This window comes from Novosphingobium resinovorum, from assembly GCF_027922145.1.
GTDB lineage: Bacteria > Pseudomonadota > Alphaproteobacteria > Sphingomonadales > Sphingomonadaceae > Novosphingobium > Novosphingobium resinovorum.
The window spans coordinates 1-18305 of the sequence record NZ_BSFC01000006.1; the positions used below are offsets into that span (position 1 = coordinate 1).

Here is an 18305-nt window from a genome sequence, read left to right on the forward strand (position 1 = left end):
CGGCCTGACATAAATCCCGCCACCACCAATGCGTGGGACAGGATCAGCGGTTACTTGCCATCGAGACTGTAGTAGAAAGTTACGACCTGATTCTGGTTGGTAATGCGCATATGTATGCGCCGCGCTGAAGGCGCGGGTTCGGACCAGTAGGACGCCTTGCCCCCGCGATAGGTCGTCATGCGCTTGCCGTCGATGCCCATGCCGAGGAACAGGCGGTCATCAAAGAACAACAGCAGGCCTCCTTGCGCCTCGCCGGATAATTCCAGTTCGACTTGGATCTCGTAGGCGCGGTCACCGACCTGTTGCGTGAGCGGAGAACTGTCGGCGGGACCCGTGCCTTTGCCAGCGAGTGTCAACTGGCCGTCAGCTATGCGCACCCGTTCCGCCTCATCGGGTGCGCTGGCATAGAGGCTCCACAGACGACCTAGGGACCCCGTCTTGAACGGGTCGGAGTGCGCCATGCCGTGAACTTGCACTGGTCCGACTGGCTTCGGCAGCGGTTTCGAGAGGTCTCCCCCGGTTGCCTGGAACCAACCGTCCTGCGTCCATTCAATCGGTTCGAGCAATGTCTGGCGCCCGAGCGTGTGGTATCCGTCCTCGTAACCGTGGTAGACCATAAACCAATCCCTGCCGCGCCCTTCGATGCAGGTGGCGTGGCCCCGTGACCACCAAGGTTCGTCCTCGGATTGCGTGCGTACGATTGGATTGTGCGGGCAATGCTCCCAAGGGCCATGGATCGAGCGTGAGCGGGCGACAACGATCATGTGTCCAGTGGCAGGGCCGCTGGTTCCACCCACCGCGTTGACGAGATAAAACCAGTCGCTGCGCCGGAACAGTTTAGGTCCTTCAGGCGACCAGGCTTCGGTAATCCAGTTATCTGGATAGTGCCAGGCTTCGTAGGCTGTCTCGACGGGGCCCGCCGTTGCAAGACCGTTTGCAGCAAGACGGACGCGTTTTCCTTCATTGAAGAAAAGGTATCGGTGCCCGTCTTCGCCGACAACGTGACCCGGATCGATCAGCCCGCCGATGCCGAGATCGATGGGCTCACTCCAAGGCCCTTCCATGGAACTTGCATAGATGACGTAGATGTTCGCGAAGCTAGCAAGCGGTGGCGACCAAGTCGCCTTCATGAAAGGAATGTAAATGAAGTAGCGGTCGCCGTGCTTCGCGATGTCTACTGCGAAGACGGTACCGATGGGGCGGTGGAGCGCGGGGCCCAGCGGACGCCAGTTCACTAAGTCGCGCGAATGCCAGATCAGCAGGCCCGGTGCAGCATCGAATGACGAGTGCGTCATGTAGTAGTTGTCCCCGTCCTTGAGGATCGACGGGTCGGGATAGTCACCCGCCAGCACAGGGTTGAGGAACCGGCCGTCTCCGAGATCCGCCTTGCGCTGACCTTCAATGCCGGGCCGCCACTGCGGAACGGCGGCCTCGCAGGGCATGCCCTCATCAGTAGGTATTGCAGCCCTCGCGCTACTTATGCTTGACGATAGGACGGTGCCTGCAAGTGCCAATTTGATCGCATCGCGGCGGGATTCCATACGCCTTCTCCGATTATTAGAATCATATTTCTAATAATCGGAGAAGGCGTATGCACAAGAAAATGTTTGCGCATCTAGTGTCTGCTATCTCCGACAAGCCGTTCAAAAGTTGACGGAGGACAGTGTTTCAAGCCCTACCCATAACAGCCACTCTAGGCTCAGGGCCTACTAAATTGGTTGCGAGGATGGGATAGGTTGGTTCAATGGTTGCGTGAGAGACGTCGCCATGAGTGATCTGCTCTGACTGTCGGAGGCGCAGAAGCGCCGGATCGAGCCGTATTTCCCGCTGTCGCACGGCGTGCCACGGGTCGATGATCGTCGGATCATCAGTGGCATTATCTTCGTGATCAGGAATGGCCTGCGGTGGCGCGATGTGCCCGCTGACTATGGACCTCCCAAGACGATCTATAACCGCTTCATCCGGTGGAGCAGGCTTGGCGTATTCGACAAGATTCTCGCGGCTCTTTCGGCCAAAGGCGGCAAGCCCGACCAGTCGATGATCGACGCGACCCATCTCAAGGCGCATCATACGGCAGCTAGCGTGCTCAAAAAGGGGTTGTTCCCGGACGTATCGGACGCACCAAAGGCAGTCTGAACTCGAAGCTCCATGCCGTCTGCGACGGTCAGGGAAGACCGCTGGTCATGCGTGATCAGTAGGGCTGGGGAACACAAAATCTTCCAAGGATACACCTCTCAGTTCCGCCATTGCCCATGTTGATCCCCGCCGTCTGCAGCTTGAGATCGTAGTGGTTCGACCAGAACCACGAAAACGCCTTGTAGGGCTTCTCGTCACCGCGGATCGCTTTGGCCACCCAGGTCGCCATGTCGTTGGCGTTCTGAACCGATTCCACCCGCACCACCGTGCCGCGCGCATAATCGCAGGCGAAGGCGGCGCAGTCGCCGATGGCATAGATGTCCGGCAGCGAAGTGCGGTACAATTCGTGCACGTCCACGCCGTTCGCGCCCGATGCACCCGCTACGACAAGCGGGCAGACCGCCGGCACGATGCCGATGCCCACGATCAGCGCGCCATGCCTTCACGATCGACAGGTCAGAGCGCAGCCAGTTTCGCGCACGTGTTCCTCGCCCTCGAAGACCTCGACGGGCTTGCCTCCGCCCGCACGAATGCGTTCCATCAGCGTACCCTGCGGATTTAGATTCAGTGCCAGTTCGCCCGAAAGGTATTGGTGCTCGAACAGCTTGTTCTCTCCCACGTAAGAAGAGATCATCTTGCGCACTTGGCGGCTCTCCAGCAGCATCCACAGGCCGAAGCCAGCCGCGCCTGCAGTTGGATCCTTAACGCCCGCCTTGCGTATTTCCGGGATCAGGCTGTCCGGGTTCCCCGAAAGGCCAAACCCGCCTGACATGATGGTCATCCCGTCAAACAACAGCCTTTCGAGTGCTGCAGCGGGGCTTTAGTAGAGCTGCATAGACACTGCGCTCAATCCCATTCCAACCGGATGTCGGAGAGCGCAGCCACACCACCGGTGCGAATCTGCGGCTCGGTTCCCGGCTTGCGGCGGAAGCGCGGAATGCGGCGCGTCCATTCCTCGACGAGGATACGCATCTCGGTGCGGGCGAGGAAGTTGCCGACACAGGTATGCGGCCCGGTCGAGAAGGCGATGTGCTTGCGCCCCTCGCGGTCGACGTCGAAAGTCTCGGGAGAGGCATTGACGCGCTCGTCCATCCCGGCGGCCGGGAGCGAGCATACCACCATGTCCTCCACCATGAACTGCGCGCCGAACATCTCGACGTCCTTCTTCACGATGCGCGGCTGCTGCACGATCGAGAAACGGCGCAGCGATTCCTCGACGAAGCTGGTAACATCGCCCGGGTTGGCATGGAGACGCTCCTGCACGTCGGGGCGCTGCGCCAGGTTGTTGAACGCGAAGCCCAGCGTGTTGGCCACGGTGTCGAGCCCGGCGATGAACAGCAGGAAGCCGATCGAGTGCAGTTCGTCGGTGGTCAGCTTGCGGCCGCGCACTTCTTCCTGGAGCAGCTTGCTGAACAGATCGTCGCCTGGCTGGGTGCGGCGCAGTTCGAAGTACTCGGCGACGATGCCGATGATCTGCTCCTGCACCTTGACGCGGTCCGCCGCGACGATGTCGGGGCGGAAGAATTCGTGGACGATGGCGCGGAATTCCTCGAAGCGTTCGAGCGGCCAGCCGACCAGCTGCATGAACACCGAGACCGGGAAGGCCGCGCCCACTTCCTCGCCGAATTCGCATTCGCCCCGGTCGATCACCTCGTCGATCAGGCGGTTCGCCCATTCGCGGATGCCCGGCTCCATCGCACGGATCTGCGCGGGGCCGAAATGGCGCATCAGCACCATCCGGAACGGAAGGTGCTGCGGCGGATCGAGGTTGAGCGGGATCATCACGTTGTCGCTGTAGATGCGCGGAATCTCCAGCACGCGGTTGGAGAAGTGCTCGGTGTCCGACAGCACCTTCGACATCATGTCGAGGCGGGTCACCATCCAGAAGCCGCCGTTGCGCGGGGAATAGAACACGTCCGGCGCGGTCTGGTGCAGTTCATGCAGACCGAGCCCCATGTCCTGCCGACTCAGGATGCGGCTGTCGCCGGTGTAATCGTAATCGAACACCTGATCCGCGCGGACATGCGCGGGAACCGACGCCAGCAACTGGGTATCGACCATTTCCAACCTCTCCAAAGGCGGTCGCCCGGCGTTCGCGCCTGAGCGGCACGGTTCCTGCCGGACCACCATTTCGTCCGTTATTCGCACATATGTATCAATTAAGCACATAAACCAGAGCGGTCAATCTCTTTCCCGCAGGCCGATATGCACCGGCGCGCGGGACCAGACCCTCATGAAATCTTCTCCAGCCACCAGTCGCAAGCTGATTGACAGCGCCAATGCCCTTTCGTAATGTTGATTTAACGAACACATGGTCGTTTATCGAACATAAGATTTGAGAGGGGAGAGTTCAGTGTCACATCAATCGATTACCCGTGGGTCGTCGCGCCTGCGCGCCGCGCTGGTCGTCGGCACCGCGATCGGCGGGACGCTCGTGGCAGTGCCGCAGGCCGCATGGGCTCAGGACGCCGCTGCGCAGCCGCAGGACGCCGCATCGCAGACCAGCCCCAACGAGATCGTCGTCACCGCGCAGAAGCGCGCCGAGGCGCTGCAGGACGTGCCGATCTCGATCGCGGCGGTCACCAGCCAGCAACTGGCGCAGAGCGGCATCGAGCAGGTGCTCGATCTGCCGCAGGCAGTGCCGTCGCTGCGCGTCAACTATGCGGGTACGTTCGTGCTGCCGACCATTCGCGGCGTCGGCTCGGTCGTCGCCCTGCCCGGCCTGACGCAGAACATCGCGACGTACGTGGACGGCTACTATGTGCCGACGCCCAGTTCGAGCAACTTCGACCTTGTCAGCGTGGAAAGCGTCAACGTCCTCAAGGGCCCGCAAGGCACGCTGTTCGGCGCCAACGCCACCGGCGGCGCGATCCAGATCAACACCCGCGACCCCGAGTACAAGCCTTCGGCGCTGATCCGCTTCGGCTACGGCTCGTACAACACCGTCTCCAGCGCGGTCTACGCCACCACCGGGATCGGCGACAAGTTCGCGGTCAACGTCGCGGCGAACTATGAATACAGCGACGGTTACGTCACCAACATCGTCACCGACGACGACAAGGTGGCCAAGTACCACAAGTACTCGGTGCGTACGAAGGCGCTGTTCGAGCCGACCGACGGCATCAAGTTCGTGGCTGCCTACCAGCACAGCTATTCGAACGACCCCATCTCGCAGATGGTCGTGGCGCGGGACGGTGTCTCGGCGGGCAATGCCTATCCGGGCACCGTGTTCAGCTACGACAGCCCCAAGCGCGTCGCGCTCGACATGCCGGGCTATGCGCGCTTCAAGCAGGACTCGTTCAGCCTGAAGAGCGAATTCGACCTCGGCTTCGCCACGCTGACCTCGTACACCCAGTACCGCAAGGACGGTGTCGATCAGGGCCTCGACTACGATGCCTCGTCCGCGCCCAACAACTTCTCGTACTGGAGCGTGCGCGACAAGACCTTCACGCAGGAAGTCAACCTGGCGTCGGGCGGTTCGGGTCCGCTCAACTGGGTCGTCGGTGCGTTCTACCTGAACTACAAGGACGCCTACGACTACAACACTTACGTCTACGCGCTCGAACAGGGCGTCGACGTGTTCCAGTCGCGCAACAAGACCGAATCCTACGCAGGGTTTGCCGAAGTCACCTATCAGCCGGTGGAGAAGCTGTTCCTCACCGGCGGCGTGCGCTACACCAAGGACAAGCCGCAGGTGGCCTACAACCTGCAGGCCTATGGCCTCACCGGTGCCGGCGACGCCAAGTTCGACAACACCTCGTTCCGCGCCGTCGCGCGGTATCAGTTGACGCCGCGCTCGAACGTCTATGCCTCGTTCTCGCAGGGCTACCGTTCAGGCGGCCTGCCCGGCTCGGCCTTCTCGACCGTCCCGGTCCAGCCCGAGACGATCAATGCCTGGGAAGTGGGCTACAAGACCGCCGAGGGGCCGCTGCGCTTCAACGTCGCGGGCTTCTACTATGATTACAAGGACATCCAGGTCACCAGCTACGGCGCGGGCGGCCAGTCGCTGACGGTGAACGCCGCCAAGGCGCGCATCTACGGCATCGACGCCGACGTGACTTACACTATCACGCCGGACTTCTCGGTCACGCTCGCAGGCACCTGGACCGACGCCAAGTACAAGGACTTCCCGAACGCGCTGGGCCGCGACTTCGACACGCTCGAAGCGTTCAACGTCGACGCATCCGGCTTCCGGGTGGAACGCACGCCCAAGTTCGCGGGCAGCTTCTCCGCCAACTACGGCTTCGACCTTGCGGGCGGGCGCCTCGTGCTGAACGGCAACGTGTTCCACTCGGGCAAGTACTACTACGACCCGGCGCACCAGCTGGATCAGCCTGCCTATACGCTGGTCAACCTCAAGGCGACCTGGACCGATCCGTCGGACCATGTGGACTTCTCGATCTTCGGGAAGAACGTGTTCAACGAGAAGTACTTCGTCGCCAGCTTCATCGACCCCTCGTCTGCGCGTGCGCGCTTCGGTGATCCGGCGACCTTCGGCGGCTCGGTCACCTATCGTTATTGATCGCTCATCAGAGGACATGCAAAGGCCGGGCGGTCCATCCGCCCGGCCTTTTTTGCGTTCACAGCGTGAACGACTAGCCTCAAATCGTCATTGCGAGCGCAGCGAAGCAATCCAGCGCCGCGTAAACCGCGTGGATTCCTTCGCTGCGCTCGCAATGACGAACGGTGGTTTATTAGCAGCGGGGTGGGCAGTCAGCCGCCCACCCCTATATCAGGCCGCCGGAAGATGGCTCGGCCGGTCGGCCAGCAGGATGGTCTTGGTTTCGAGGAACGGGTGCAGCCCCTCGACGCCGCCCTCGCGCCCGACGCCGGACTGCTTGAAGCCGCCGAACGCCATCATGAAATCGACGAGATGGCCGTTGTGCCCGACCGTCCCGGTCCGCACCTGCCGCGCCACCGCATAAGCGCGGTCGACATCGTTGGTGAACACCGCACCGTTGAGACCGAACCTGGAATCGTTGGCGATGCGCACTGCATCCGCCTCGTCGCGCGCCGGGATCACCGAGACGACCGGCCCGAAGATCTCCTCCTGCGCAATGGTCGACTGGTTATCTACGCCCGCGAACACGGTCGGCTCGATGAAGAAGCCCAGGTTGAGATGCGCCGGGCGCCCTCCCCCGGCGGCAACGCGGAAACCGGCGGCCTTGCCCTGCGCGATGTAGCCCTCCACCCGGTCGCGCTGCACGCGCGTGGCAACGGGGCCCATGCCGCTGGCCGGATCGAAGGGATCGCCGACGACGACCTTCGAGAACGCCGCGCCCAGCGCGTCGGCCATGGCGTCCGCGCGGTTGCCGGGCACGACGATGCGGGTCAGCGCGGCGCAGACCTGCCCGCTCATGTCCACCATGCGTTCGGCCAGCGCATTGGCGGCGGTCTCGATGTCGTAGTCGTCGAGCACGATCGCGGCCGACTTGCCGCCCAGTTCCATCGTATAGCGCGCCATGCGCCCGCCAAGGATTCCGGCGATGTTGCGGCCCGTGGCGCTGGACCCGGTGAAGCTGATCTTGTCCACGTCCGGATTGCGCACCAGCGCCTCCGATGCGACGCGATCGGCGATGACGACGTTGATGACGCCCTTCGGCAGCCCGGCGGCAGCGGCGACTTCCGCCATCAGCAGCGCATGGCCGGGCGCCTCGGGCGATCCCTTGATGACCACCGTGCAACCCGCGATCAGCGCCGGGGCGACCTTGAAGGCGGTAATCATAATCGGCCCGTTCCACGGCACGATCGCACCCACCACGCCCACCGGCTCGCGCACCAGCAGGCCCACCTTGGCGCCCGAGAAGGTGCGGTGCTCCTCCTCGAACGGGTAGGTCTCGGCCAGCCCCGCATAATATTTGAAGACATGCCCCGCGCCCGGCGCATAAGCACTGGCGAGCGAATGCAGGATGCCCATCTCGCTTGGCCAGATCGCGGCGATGTCGGCGGCGCGGCGCTTCAGTTCGGCGGCCATCGCGTTCATGTACCCGGCGCGCTCGGCATGGCTCATGCGCGGCCACGGCCCATTATCGAACGCCTCGCGCGCGGCGGCGACGGCGCGGTCGACATCGTTCGCCTGCGCGCTGGCGACGCGCATGTAGAGGTCTTCGGTCGCGGGAGAGACGACGTCGATCATCTCGCTGCCCGAAGCATCGACCCAGGCGCCGTCGATGTAGAGCTTGCCGGGGTGCTCCAGCGGGGGTGAAAGTCGCGTCATTTCAGGCCTTCCTCTAGATAAATAAGGTCGATTATCGCCCTTGCGTTCTATTATCGCCTAAACTACCAAAGCCACAGGATAGATCAAGCGAATGGAGAGACGTGTGGGCGAAAGGCGTTCGGCAATCGTGACGGGCGGTGCGAGCGGCATCGGCAAGGCCTGCGTGCACCAGTTGATAGCGCAAGGCTGGGCGGTGACCATCGCCGACCGCAACCCCGATGGTGAAGCGCAGGTCGAGGCGATCCGCGCGGCCGGAGGCACCGCGCAGTTCGTCGCCACAGACGTCTCGCGCGAGGAGGACGTGCGTGCCCTCCTTGCGGCGGCGACCGGGGCTTACGGACAGCTTCACGGCGCGATCAACTGCGCGGGCGTGGTCGGCATGTCGAAGCCGGTGCATGAGATCGCGGTCGAGGACTACGACCGCATCCTCGCGATCAATTTGCGCGGCATGTTCCTGTGCATCAAGCATCAGGTCGCCGCCATGCTGCCTTACCGCGACGGTTCGATCGTGGCGGTGTCGTCGGCGGCGGCGCTCAAGGGGCTGCCGTGGAGTTCGGACTACTGTTCGTCCAAGGCGGGAATCGACGGACTGGTGCGCGGCGCGGCGATGGACTGCGCGGAGCACAACGTGCGCATCAACGCGGTGCTCCCGGGCGCCACGATCACGCCGCTGGCGATGAGTTCGAGCAACGCCAACCCGGCGCTCGCCAAGACCCGCACGCGGCCGATGGAGCGCATGGCCGAACCGTCCGAGATCGCAGCGGCGGCGGTGTTTCTCGTGGGGCCGGGCGGCAGCTTCGTGACCGGCATTTCGATGCCGGTGGACGGGGGAATGGTAATCGCGTGAGGGCGAGCGGTGGGCATGCCCACCGCCGCCCACCTCGTCATTGCGAGCGAAGCGAAGCAACCCAGGGCAGCACTACGCCGCCCTGGGTTGCTTCGCTTCGCTCGCAATGACGAAAGGTGGACAGGAAGCTTTACCCCTCCCCCAGCCGCTCCGAAACCGCATCCTGGAACATGCGGATCTGCACTTCCATACCGCCGAGGTTGACCTCCTTGATCGCGCCCGAGGCAATGCCTTCGTGGCACATCGCGGCAGCCCAGTAGTCCTCCTCGCCGAACACGCGCGCCATCAGCTCCATCGAGCGGCGCAGGCGGCCTTCCGCCTTCTCGGTCTCAGGCTTTTCGATCGCCAGCATGTAATAGTCGACGGCGCTTTCGCCGACCGCGATCGGGCGCACCACGCCAAGGCTGATGTAGCCGGGGCTGACGACGATGATGCCGTTGGGAAAGCCGATGTAGCTGAACACCATCATCCGCCGCATCTCGTCATGGCTGCGCGAGACGAGCGCGGGATCGAAGTTGCTGCGATGCGCGGCGTTGCGGATGTGCAGGCCGATGCGGTCGATCTGGTTCTCGGAATCGACCGAGAACTGCGCCAGCGAATCCTTGTGAAGGCGGGTGACGTGGTAGCTGTCGAGCATGGAATCCATGACCAGCTTCCAGTTCGCCTTCACCGGGAACGTCGCGTAGTCGTAGAGGTAGGCCCCGCCCATCTCCAGCGCGTCGAGATCCTGCGCCAGTTCACCGGTCACGCCCGAGAAGTCCGGCGCATTATCCGCGTCCAGCCCCACCCAGATCAGCCCGCCCGCCTCGACCGAAGGTAGTTCTAGCAGACCGAGATCGGCCTTCGACAGCCCCGGGAACGTCTCCGAACGCGGCAGGCCGATCAGCGCGCCGTCGAGGTTGTAGGTCCAGGCGTGGTACGGACACACCAGGCGCGGCGCCTTCTGCGTGCCCTCGACAGTGCACAGCTTCATGCCGCGGTGGCGGCACACGTTGGCAAAGGCCTTGACCTCTCCCGCCTTGTTGCGCGTCAGCAGCACCGGCATGCCCGCCAGCGTCAGCTGGTGGAAGGTGCCTGGCCCCGAGAGCAACGCAGACGGCGCGGCGATGGTCGGCCCGGCGCGGAAGATGCGCCGCACTTCCGCCTCGTAGCGCGCCGGGTCGATGTAGACATCGGCGGGGATGGTGTCGCGCACTTCAGGGTACTTGCAGTCGGACAGCGCGGGCATGGCCGAGAGCAGGCGGAACTGGCCGTCGGTGATCCGTCCGGCCACTTGCGGTTCCTGGGTCTGGGTTTCGCTCATGTCAGGTCTCTCAGGCTTGCAACAGAGGCGCCGGTTCGGCGCGGGCGGGAGCGTCGTGCGGCGCGAATGCGAGGCGGGCGACGCGCTCCTTGTGATAGGTGGGGCTGCCGTAAAGCTGTTCGTTCAGCTTGGCGCGCTTGAGGAACAGGTGGCAGGGGTGCTCCCAGGTGAAGCCGATGCCGCCATGCAGTTGCACCGCATCCTCGGCGAACCCGGCGGCGATCTCGACGGCATAGGCCCGCGCGCCCGAGGCGGCGGCGCCAGCGTCACCCGCCTCCACCTGCGCGGCGGCGTGGCGCACCAGCGCGGTGGCGGCTTCCAGCTTCGCCTTCCAGTCCGCCATCCGCGCCTTGAGCGCCTGGAACGAGCCGATCGCCCGCCCGAACTGCTCGCGCGTCTTGAGGTAGTCCAGCGTGATCTCGAACAGCCCGCCGGCAAGCCCCACCGCATCGGCCGCGGTCGCGATGGCGGCGTGGTCCTCCAGCGCCGACCATTCGACGGCGGAAAGAGGCAGCACAGTGCAGCCCACCAGAGAGACGGCGGCGAATTCCACCTCGGCGCTGCTGCGGGTGAGGTCCACCAGCGGCCGCGCGGCGACATGCACGCCCTCGGCCACTACCGGGATCAAGGCGAGCACGAGGTCAGGCCCGGCACGCACCGGCACCGCGAGCAGATCGGCGACATCGGCGAACGGTACGTTCCGCAGCGAGCCGGAGACCTTGCCCCCCTCCTGCGTCAGCGCGCTATGCGATGCGGGCAGCGCCAGTGCGGCAAGGCAGGTGCCCTCAGCGATGGCAGCAAGGTGGCCCTCACGATCCGCTGCGTCAGGATGCGCCCCCAGCAGGCCCGCCACTGCCAGCGTGGAGAGCGCCGGGACCGAGGCCAGCTCGCGTCCCAGTTCCTCGTAGAGCACCGCCAGATGCGCGATACCGAGGCCCAGCCCGCCGTCGTCCTCCGGCACGCCGAGCGCCAGCCAGCCAAGCTGCGCCATCTGCGCCCACAGCGCATGGTCCAGCCCACGCCCTTCCTCGCCGGGGATCGCCCAGCTGTCGCCGCGATGGTCGGCAAGGACTTCGCGGACGCTGTCGCGCAGTTCGTTCGGTTCGATGGTGTCGCTCATGACCGGGCCATGCTCAGATGCCGTTCCTCAGGTTCGCTCAATCCATCATCCCACCGCGCCGCCGCGATGGCCAGCGCCGCCCGGGTCGGACCGCCCGCCTCGGCCTGAAGCGCGCGGGCGCGGTAGATCCAGAAGTGCAGCAGATGCTCGTTGGTCATGCCCATGCCGCCGTTGAACTGGTGGAGGTCGAACAGCAGTTCCTTCAGCCCCGACTGCGCGTGGCAGGCGGCGACTTGCGCATCGCTGGCCGTCCCGCTCCACGCCGCGCGCATCGCAAGGTAATACGCTGCCTTGGCATAGCCGTGGCGCTGCACAAGCCGGTGCTGGACCGACTGGAACGCGCCGATCGGCCGTCCGAAAGCCTTGCGGGTGCGCACGTAGTCCACGGTGAAGTCGATCGCGGCGCTCGCGGCCCCGGCGATCTCGGCGGCGAGGCCCACGCGCCACCACTTGCGCATCGCCTCGCCCGCTCCGACGAAGCGCCGCGCGTCGTCCAGTACGGGCGGCGCGGCGAAGCGGCCATAGGGATAGGCGAGGATCGTCTCCACCGGCTCTACAACGCCGTCGGCCAGATCGAGAACCAGCACATCCGCGCCATCCTCGATCAGCAGCATGCGCGCGATCGGCAGGTTGCGGATCGCGAGGTGCAGCCCGTCACGCCGCGCCAGCGCCACCGGGCCGGAAAGCTCCAGCCCCGGACAGGCGATCGGGGCGACGAGGCCGCGCCCGATCGTCTCGACCGCGCCGATCACCCGCGCCGTCTCGTAGACCACCAGCGCGCCCTCCAGCCCGCCGATTTCGCGCGCCGCATCGAGGAAGCCCATGTCCTCCAGTTGCGCCTGCAGGTCCGTATCGCACCAGTGGCTGTCGAACCGCGCGGACTGCGGGATCTGCGAATGGTCCTCCAGAATGGCCTGCAAGGCCGAGACCAGCGCGTGCTGGTCTTCCGACAGTTCAAAATCCATGATGCCTGTGCCTACCCCCGCGGGAGCCCGAGGCCGCGCTGGGCCACGAGGTCCATCTGTATCTCGTTGGTGCCGCCGGTGATCCCCGCCGGAATGTTGATGCGGTAGTAATCCTCCAGCAGCAGGTCGCCGCCGGTCAGCGCTTCGGGCGCATATTCGGCGATGAAGTCCATCATCTCGTTCACCGCCGCCAGCGCGATGACCCGCGCGAGGTTGGAATCGGTGCTCGGCGGCGCCCGCTTCACGCGCTGGTCGACGACGAGATAGGTCAGCATCCGCGCGGATTCGAACTGGGCGACCAGCCGCCCGGCCCGCGCCCGCACCACCGGATCGTCGTCCCACCGCCCTTCGGCCTTGAGCCGTTCCACCACCCGATCGAGCGCATCCAGCCCGGTGTGATAGCGCGGCACGCCCACACGCTCGAACGCGAGGGCGTGGCTGACGATCTCCCACGCCTGCCCCTCGGCGCCGACTCGGTTCTCCACCGGCACGCGCACGTCGGTGAAGTAGACTTCGTTGAGGTGCCCGAACTTGATGACGCCCGGATAGCTGGTGACGGAGATGCCTGGGGTGTCCATCGGCACCAGCAGGATGGTGATGTCCTTCTTGCCCGGCCCGGTCCGCGTCAGCAGGAAGCACCAGTCCGCGCGCCGCGCATAGGACGTCCAGATCTTCGAGCCGTTGACGACGTAGTGATCGCCGTCAAGCTCCGCCCGGGTGCGCAGTGCGGCAAGGTCGGTGCCCGCGTTCGGCTCGGAAAAGCCCTGGCACCAGATCACCTTGCCGCCGGCGATGCCCTTCACGTGGCGCTCCTTCTGCGCCTCGGTGCCGTAGCGCATCAGCGTCGGGCCGATCCAGTTGACGTTCATGTACTGCGCGCCGCGCGGCTCGCCCGCCGCCTTCATTTCCTCGCCGAGGATGAAGTGGTTCCAGTCGGGACTGTCGGAGCCGCCGAACTCGCGCGGCCAGTGCGGCACCAGCAGGCCGCGCTCGGCGAGGCCAGCGCAGAACTCGCGCGAGAAATCGACCTGGAGGTCAGACGCATAGCTCTGCGGCACGTAGACCTCGTCCCAGTCCTCGGGCAGCAGTTCGTCCAGCGCCTGGCGCACGCGGCGGCGGTAGTCTTCCTGCTCGGGGGTCCATCCGAATTCCATCTGCGTGTGTGTCTTTCGCCTCTCGAGTACAGGTCAGGCCGCCGCCGGTTCCCGGGGAAGCCCCAGGCCGCGTTCGGCGATGATGTTGCGCTGGATCTCCGAGCTGCCGCCCGAGATCGTCCACGCCCACGAATAGAGATAGTCCTGCATCCAGTAGCCGGTCTCGTTGGGGCCACCCATGAGCACGTCCTCCAGATGCTGCGACTCGATCCCGCGGATCGAGGCGCCCAAGCGGGTGAAGTCGCGCAGCAGGTCCGAATAGTAGAGCTTGACGATCGAGGGCGCGACGCCGAGCGCCTCGCCGCGCAGCACCGCGCCGAGCTGGTTGTTGACCAGCACCCGCAGCGCCTCGATCCGCACATGGATGTCGACGAGACGGCGGCGGGTCTCCGCGTCGTCGTAAGGTACGCCGTCAGGACCGGGAACCCGCGCATCGGCAAGCAGCAGCGCGAAGCCCTGCTTCATCCGCTCGGCCAGTTCGAGGATCGACAACCCGCGCTCGGACGAAAGCGTGGACTGCGCCACTTTCCAGCCCTCGTTCTCCGGCCCGACGAGATTCTCGGCCGGGATGCGCACGTCGTCGAGGAATATCTCGTTGAAATGCGACGCGCCGGTCATCTGCTTGATCGGACGCAAGGTGATGCCCGGCGTCTTCATGTCGAGGATGAAGTACGAAATCCCGCGCGACTTGGACGCCGCCGGATCGGTGCGCGCCAGCAGCAGGCAGAACTGCGCGTGGTGCGCGTTCGACGACCAGGTCTTCTGCCCGTTGACGACGTAATGGTCCCCGTCGCGCACCGCGCGGGTGCGCAGCGAGGCGAGGTCGGAACCGGCGTTCGGCTCGGAGAAGCCCTGGCACCAGATTTCCTTGCCCGAGAGCACGGCAGGCAGGTGCCGCTCGCGCTGGGCGTGCGTGCCCCAGTGCAGGAGCGTGCCGGGGACGTGGTGCAGCGCGACGAAGTAATGGATCAGGCGCGGCGCGCCCGCGCGGGCGATCTCTTCGTAAAGGACGATCTGCTGCGCGAAGCTGAAGCCGCTGCCGCCCCATTCTGCGGGCCAGTGCGGCGCTCCGTAGCCCGCCGCCATGAGCTTGCCGAACCACCATTCCTGGAACGCGACGTGATCCGCCTCGCTGGCGCCGAGCATGCGGCGGCGCCAGTCGGACGGCAGGTTCGCCGCCAGCCAGCCGCGCACTTCGGCGCGGAACGGCTCAAGTCTTTGCAGTTCTTCCAGCATGAGCGCTGCGACGTCCTCCCCAGACCCCCGCGCAAGCATTGAAGCGCATTCGCTTCACTTCGCGCCAAGGGCATATCGTGCGAATAACGCCCCGATGTTCCATATAGAACCATTGAGCCACTTACATGAGCCTGTCAACTACAGGCACCCTGAAAAGGCAAATATTGTGCGTTTATCGTTCTTATGGTCGATTTACGCACAATATGGTTGCTCTGCACACCCGGTAGGCGCTGCCACGTAACTTCGCGGCGCGCACGGCATCGCCATCCTGCCTGAAGGAAAGATGAAGTTTGGTTGCCGGCAAATTCCTCCCCGAGCTTGTCTCGGGGAGGGGGACCGCCCGCGCTAGCGGGTGGTGGAGGGGGAGACGCCGGGCAAATCCCCCTTCGTCACCGCCTTCAGCGGCGCCACCTCCCCGAGACAAGCTCGGAGAGGAAATCAGATGCGCTCGATCACGACCGCCGGGGCAAGTCCACCCGCCGCGCACATGGTGACGAGGCCGACGGTCTTGTCCTGCCGCTCCAGTTCGTCGAGCAGCGTGCCCGCAAGGATCGCGCCGGTCGCGCCGATCGGATGGCCGAGCGCCATGGCGCCGCCGTTGACGTTGACGACCTCCGGATCCAGGCCAAGGTCGCGGGTGAACTTGAGCGGGACGACCGCGAAGGCTTCGTTGACTTCGAACAGGTCGACATCGCCCACTTCCATGCCCGCCAGCGCCAGCGCCTTGCGCGCGGCGGGGACCGGGCCGTTGAGCATCAGCGTCGGATCGTCGCCCACTGTCGCGCTGGCGCGAATGCGCGCGCGCGGCTTCAGGCCATGCGCTCTGGCATAGTCCGGCGAGACGACGAGCAGCGCGCCCGCGCCGTCCACCACGCCCGAACTCGTCGCGGCGGTGTGCATGTAGTGGATCGCGGCATCGGGATAGGCCCCGCGCACGAGATCGCCGTAAGTCGTGCCCTCGGCGTCGATGGCGCGGTCGAAGAAGGGTTCGAAGGCGGCCTTGAGGTTCGCCAGCCCCTCGGCGGTGGTCTGCGGGCGGGGGTACTGCTCGCGGTCGAGCAGGACTTCACCATCCTCGCCCCGGACTGCGATCAGCGAGCGGTCGAAACGGCCTTCGCGGATCGCCCGGTCGGCGCGCTGCTGGCTGGCGAGTGCGACCGCGTCGAGCTCCTCGCGGGTGAAGCCTTCCAGCGTGGCGATCAGGTCGGCGCAGATGCCCTGGTGCGGCTGCGGGATGCGCTTGCGCAGGCCCATGTTGCCCGAATCGAGCATGAATTCGCGCGACAGGGTACGGGCATGCGACATCTGCTCGACACCGCCGCCGATCACCACCTGCTGCGCGCCGGACTGCACGCCCATGGCGGCCAGCGTCAGCGCGGTCAGGCCCGAGCCGCAGAACCGGTCGAGCGAGAAGCCCGGCACCGTCGCCGGAAACCCTGCATCGAGCACGGCCATCCGCGCGAGGTTGAGGCCCTGCTTGCCCTGCTGGGTGTTGACCCCGGCGATAACGTCGTCGATCGCCGCCGGATCGATGCCGGTGCGCTCGACCAGTGCGGTCAGGAGCTGCGAGTAGAGCTGCTGCGGGTGCAGCGAGGCCAGCGCGCCTTCGGTCTTGCCGAGCCCGCGCGGGGTGCGCACCGCATCGATGATCCAGGCTTCCGTCATCATCTCTCTCCGTTACATCCGTATCGCGCCGTCGAGCCGTACGTGCTCGCCGTTGAAGTAGGCGTTGCGGCACATCTCAACCGCGAGGCTGGCGAATTCCGCCGGGAGGCCCATGCGGCGCGGGAACGGCACGCTGTCGCCCAGCTGCTGGCGCAGTTCGGGGCGGGCGGTGGCGAACAGCGGGGTATCCATGATGCCCGGCAAGATGGTGTTCACGCGGATGCCCTCGCGCCGAAGATCGCGCGCGATCGGCAAGGTAAGCCCGACGATCCCCGCCTTGGAAGAGGCATAGGCCGCCTGCCCCGCCTGCCCGTCGGTCGCCGCGACCGAGGCGGTGTTGACGATCACCCCGCGCTCCCCGTCGGCATTGGCCGGGTCCAGCGTCAGCATGCCCGCCGCCGAAGCGGTGATGCAGCGGAAGGTGCCGACGAGGTTGAGCATCACGATGCGCTCGAACTCGGCAATCGGGAACGTGCTGATCTCCCCGGTGTCGCGGGCGCGCTGCACGGTCTTGAAGGTGTTGCCGCGCCCGGCGCAGTTGACCAGCACCCGCTCCTGTCCCAGCGCGCCGCGCGAAGCGGCGAAGCCGGCGGCGACGCTTTCGTCGCTGGTGATGTCGACTTGTGCGAACGCGCCGCCCAGTTCGGCGGCCAGTGCCTCGCCCTTCTCGGCGTTGAGGTCGAAGATCGCGACCCGGGCGCCCTGCGCCGCCAGGGCGCGGGCGGTGGCTTCGCCGAGGCCGCTCGCCCCGCCGGTCACCACCGCGGTCAGTCCGTTCAGTTCCATGGCATTCCTTCTCTCGTTCAGTCCTGTGCGGCGAAGGCCGCGGCGATGGCGTCGATGTCGGGCGGTCGGCGCAGCGACATGCCGCCATCGGTGTGGATGGTCTCCCCGGTGATCCAGCCCGGCGCGGTACAGAGCCACGCGACCGCGTCGGCCACGTCCTGCGGTCCGGCGACGCGGCCGAGCGGCACTTCATGCGCAACCACGGCCCCGGCGCGCGGATGATCGACGAGGTAGCGCGCCGCCGGTGTGGAGATCGGCCCCGGACACACCGCGTTCACCCTGATACGGCGGTCGGCGAACTCGATCGCGGCGTATTTCACCAGCGTCTGCAATGCGGCCTTGGCGGCGCCATAGGCGAAGTAGCCTTTCCACGGATTGGTCGCCGCGATCGAACTCATCAGTACGATCGCGCCATCCTCCTTCATCCGCCGCGCGGTATGGCGCAGGAAATGCACGGCGGAATGGAAGTTGAGCTTCATGCAGTGCTCGAAGTCCTCAGGCCTCATGGTGTCGATCGTGCCCCGGATGCCCGCCCCGGCAACCAGCACCGCGCAGTCGAGCTGCCCTTCGCCCGCTGCCGTCGCGACGAAGGCCTCGACCTCGTTCTCCACGGTGGCATCGCACCGGGCGGGCGTGCCGGAAATCTGCGCCGCCAGCTTCGTCAGCCCCTCGATTCGCCGCGCGCCCACCGTGACGTGGCAGCCTTGCGCCGCCAGCGTCTCGGCGATGCACCAGCCGGTGCCGCCTTCCTCGGAGGCGCCCAGAACCGCCGCCCTTCGCTGTGCTTCGCTCATTGCCGCTCAGCCCGTCCCAAGATTATAGATAGTGCGTTATTCGCTCGTATGCTCGAATAACGTTCATTCAAGCAATTGCAAA

At 65.5% G+C, this 18305-nt stretch carries 13 protein-coding genes and 3 pseudogenes; 3 read left to right on the plus strand and 13 right to left on the minus strand.

Annotation, left to right across the window (positions count from 1 at the left end; genetic code table 11):
* Positions 1-50 precede the first annotated feature (50 nt).
* A complete protein-coding gene (locus tag PKE80_RS03540) occupies positions 51-1541 on the minus strand; it encodes a family 43 glycosylhydrolase (RefSeq protein ID WP_271181305.1) in 1491 nt (496 codons plus the stop codon).
* Between the two features lie 244 nt (positions 1542-1785).
* On the opposite strand from PKE80_RS03540, the pseudogene PKE80_RS03545 reads away from it, so the two are divergent.
* Positions 1786-2180, plus strand: a pseudogene (locus PKE80_RS03545) (IS5 family transposase); the annotation flags it as partial.
* A gap of 68 nt (positions 2181-2248) precedes the next feature.
* Here PKE80_RS03545 and PKE80_RS03550 read toward each other — a convergent pair.
* The 3 genes and pseudogenes from PKE80_RS03550 to PKE80_RS03560 all read right to left on the minus strand — a co-directional run.
* A pseudogene (locus PKE80_RS03550) lies at positions 2249-2569 on the minus strand (FAD-dependent oxidoreductase); the annotation flags it as partial.
* Positions 2562-2917, minus strand: a pseudogene (locus tag PKE80_RS03555) (CoA transferase subunit A); the annotation flags it as partial. The pseudogenes PKE80_RS03555 and PKE80_RS03550, both read right to left, overlap by 8 nt.
* A gap of 65 nt (positions 2918-2982) precedes the next feature.
* Positions 2983-4197: a cytochrome P450 gene (locus PKE80_RS03560; RefSeq protein WP_271181306.1), complete on the minus strand. Its 1215-nt coding sequence runs from the start codon at positions 4195-4197 to the stop codon at positions 2983-2985.
* Positions 4198-4489: 292 nt separating this feature from the next.
* Here PKE80_RS03560 and PKE80_RS03565 point away from each other — a divergent pair, with 292 nt between their 5' ends.
* The gene (locus tag PKE80_RS03565; protein ID WP_271181307.1) at positions 4490-6658 is read left to right on the plus strand and encodes a TonB-dependent receptor; all 2169 of its coding nucleotides are present in this window, start codon (positions 4490-4492) and stop codon (positions 6656-6658) included.
* A gap of 210 nt (positions 6659-6868) precedes the next feature.
* Here PKE80_RS03565 and PKE80_RS03570 read toward each other — a convergent pair whose 3' ends face one another.
* Positions 6869-8353 carry an aldehyde dehydrogenase gene (locus PKE80_RS03570; RefSeq protein WP_271181308.1) on the minus strand — a complete coding sequence of 495 codons (1485 nt, stop codon included), beginning with the start codon at positions 8351-8353 and terminating at the stop codon, positions 6869-6871.
* A 91-nt stretch (positions 8354-8444) separates the two neighbouring features.
* On the opposite strand from PKE80_RS03570, the gene PKE80_RS03575 reads away from it, so the two are divergent.
* On the plus strand, positions 8445-9200 hold the full coding sequence (locus tag PKE80_RS03575; RefSeq protein WP_271181309.1) for an SDR family NAD(P)-dependent oxidoreductase: 756 nt from the start codon (positions 8445-8447) through the stop codon (positions 9198-9200).
* Between the two features lie 130 nt (positions 9201-9330).
* Here the strand turns inward: PKE80_RS03575 and PKE80_RS03580 are convergent, their stop codons facing one another.
* The 8 genes from PKE80_RS03580 to PKE80_RS03615 form a co-directional block, all read right to left on the minus strand.
* Positions 9331-10503, minus strand: coding sequence for an aromatic ring-hydroxylating oxygenase subunit alpha (locus PKE80_RS03580; protein ID WP_271181310.1), 1173 nt, complete (start codon positions 10501-10503; stop codon positions 9331-9333).
* Between the two features lie 10 nt (positions 10504-10513).
* On the minus strand, positions 10514-11623 hold the full coding sequence (locus PKE80_RS03585; RefSeq protein ID WP_271181311.1) for an acyl-CoA dehydrogenase family protein: 1110 nt from the start codon (positions 11621-11623) through the stop codon (positions 10514-10516).
* Complete coding sequence (locus PKE80_RS03590) at positions 11620-12588, minus strand: acyl-CoA dehydrogenase family protein (RefSeq protein ID WP_271181312.1); 969 nt, start codon at positions 12586-12588, stop codon at positions 11620-11622. The genes PKE80_RS03585 and PKE80_RS03590 overlap by 4 nt, the downstream gene beginning before the upstream one ends.
* An 11-nt stretch (positions 12589-12599) precedes the next feature.
* Positions 12600-13742, minus strand: coding sequence for an acyl-CoA dehydrogenase family protein (locus tag PKE80_RS03595; RefSeq protein WP_271181313.1), 1143 nt, complete (start codon positions 13740-13742; stop codon positions 12600-12602).
* Between the two features lie 33 nt (positions 13743-13775).
* A complete protein-coding gene (locus PKE80_RS03600; protein WP_271181314.1) occupies positions 13776-14978 on the minus strand; it encodes an acyl-CoA dehydrogenase family protein in 1203 nt (400 codons plus the stop codon).
* Positions 14979-15416: 438 nt separating this feature from the next.
* On the minus strand, positions 15417-16643 hold the full coding sequence (locus tag PKE80_RS03605; RefSeq protein WP_271181315.1) for an acetyl-CoA C-acetyltransferase: 1227 nt from the start codon (positions 16641-16643) through the stop codon (positions 15417-15419).
* A 12-nt stretch (positions 16644-16655) separates the two neighbouring features.
* Complete coding sequence (locus tag PKE80_RS03610) at positions 16656-17429, minus strand: SDR family NAD(P)-dependent oxidoreductase (RefSeq protein ID WP_271181316.1); 774 nt, start codon at positions 17427-17429, stop codon at positions 16656-16658.
* 17 nt (positions 17430-17446) lie between these two features.
* A complete protein-coding gene (locus PKE80_RS03615) occupies positions 17447-18223 on the minus strand; it encodes an SDR family oxidoreductase (protein ID WP_271181317.1) in 777 nt (258 codons plus the stop codon).
* Between the last annotated feature and the right edge of the window lie 82 nt (positions 18224-18305).

Excerpts from the sequence above, each read along its gene's own strand:
- PKE80_RS03595 (WP_271181313.1), bottom strand. The coding sequence starts at position 13,742 with ATGGAATTCGGATGGACCCCCGAGCAGGAAGACTACCGCCGCCGCGTG.
- PKE80_RS03615 (WP_271181317.1), bottom strand. The coding sequence starts at position 18,223 with ATGAGCGAAGCACAGCGAAGGGCGGCGGTTCTGGGCGCCTCCGAGGAA.
- PKE80_RS03570 (WP_271181308.1), bottom strand. The coding sequence starts at position 8,353 with ATGACGCGACTTTCACCCCCGCTGGAGCACCCCGGCAAGCTCTACATC.
- PKE80_RS03540 (WP_271181305.1), bottom strand. The coding sequence starts at position 1,541 with ATGGAATCCCGCCGCGATGCGATCAAATTGGCACTTGCAGGCACCGTC.
- PKE80_RS03580 (WP_271181310.1), bottom strand. The coding sequence starts at position 10,503 with ATGAGCGAAACCCAGACCCAGGAACCGCAAGTGGCCGGACGGATCACC.
- PKE80_RS03610 (WP_271181316.1), bottom strand. The coding sequence starts at position 17,429 with ATGGAACTGAACGGACTGACCGCGGTGGTGACCGGCGGGGCGAGCGGC.
- PKE80_RS03585 (WP_271181311.1), bottom strand. The coding sequence starts at position 11,623 with ATGAGCGACACCATCGAACCGAACGAACTGCGCGACAGCGTCCGCGAA.
- PKE80_RS03600 (WP_271181314.1), bottom strand. The coding sequence starts at position 14,978 with ATGCTGGAAGAACTGCAAAGACTTGAGCCGTTCCGCGCCGAAGTGCGC.
- PKE80_RS03590 (WP_271181312.1), bottom strand. The coding sequence starts at position 12,588 with ATGGATTTTGAACTGTCGGAAGACCAGCACGCGCTGGTCTCGGCCTTG.
- PKE80_RS03575 (WP_271181309.1), top strand. The coding sequence starts at position 8,445 with ATGGAGAGACGTGTGGGCGAAAGGCGTTCGGCAATCGTGACGGGCGGT.
- PKE80_RS03605 (WP_271181315.1), bottom strand. The coding sequence starts at position 16,643 with ATGACGGAAGCCTGGATCATCGATGCGGTGCGCACCCCGCGCGGGCTC.
- PKE80_RS03560 (WP_271181306.1), bottom strand. The coding sequence starts at position 4,197 with ATGGTCGATACCCAGTTGCTGGCGTCGGTTCCCGCGCATGTCCGCGCG.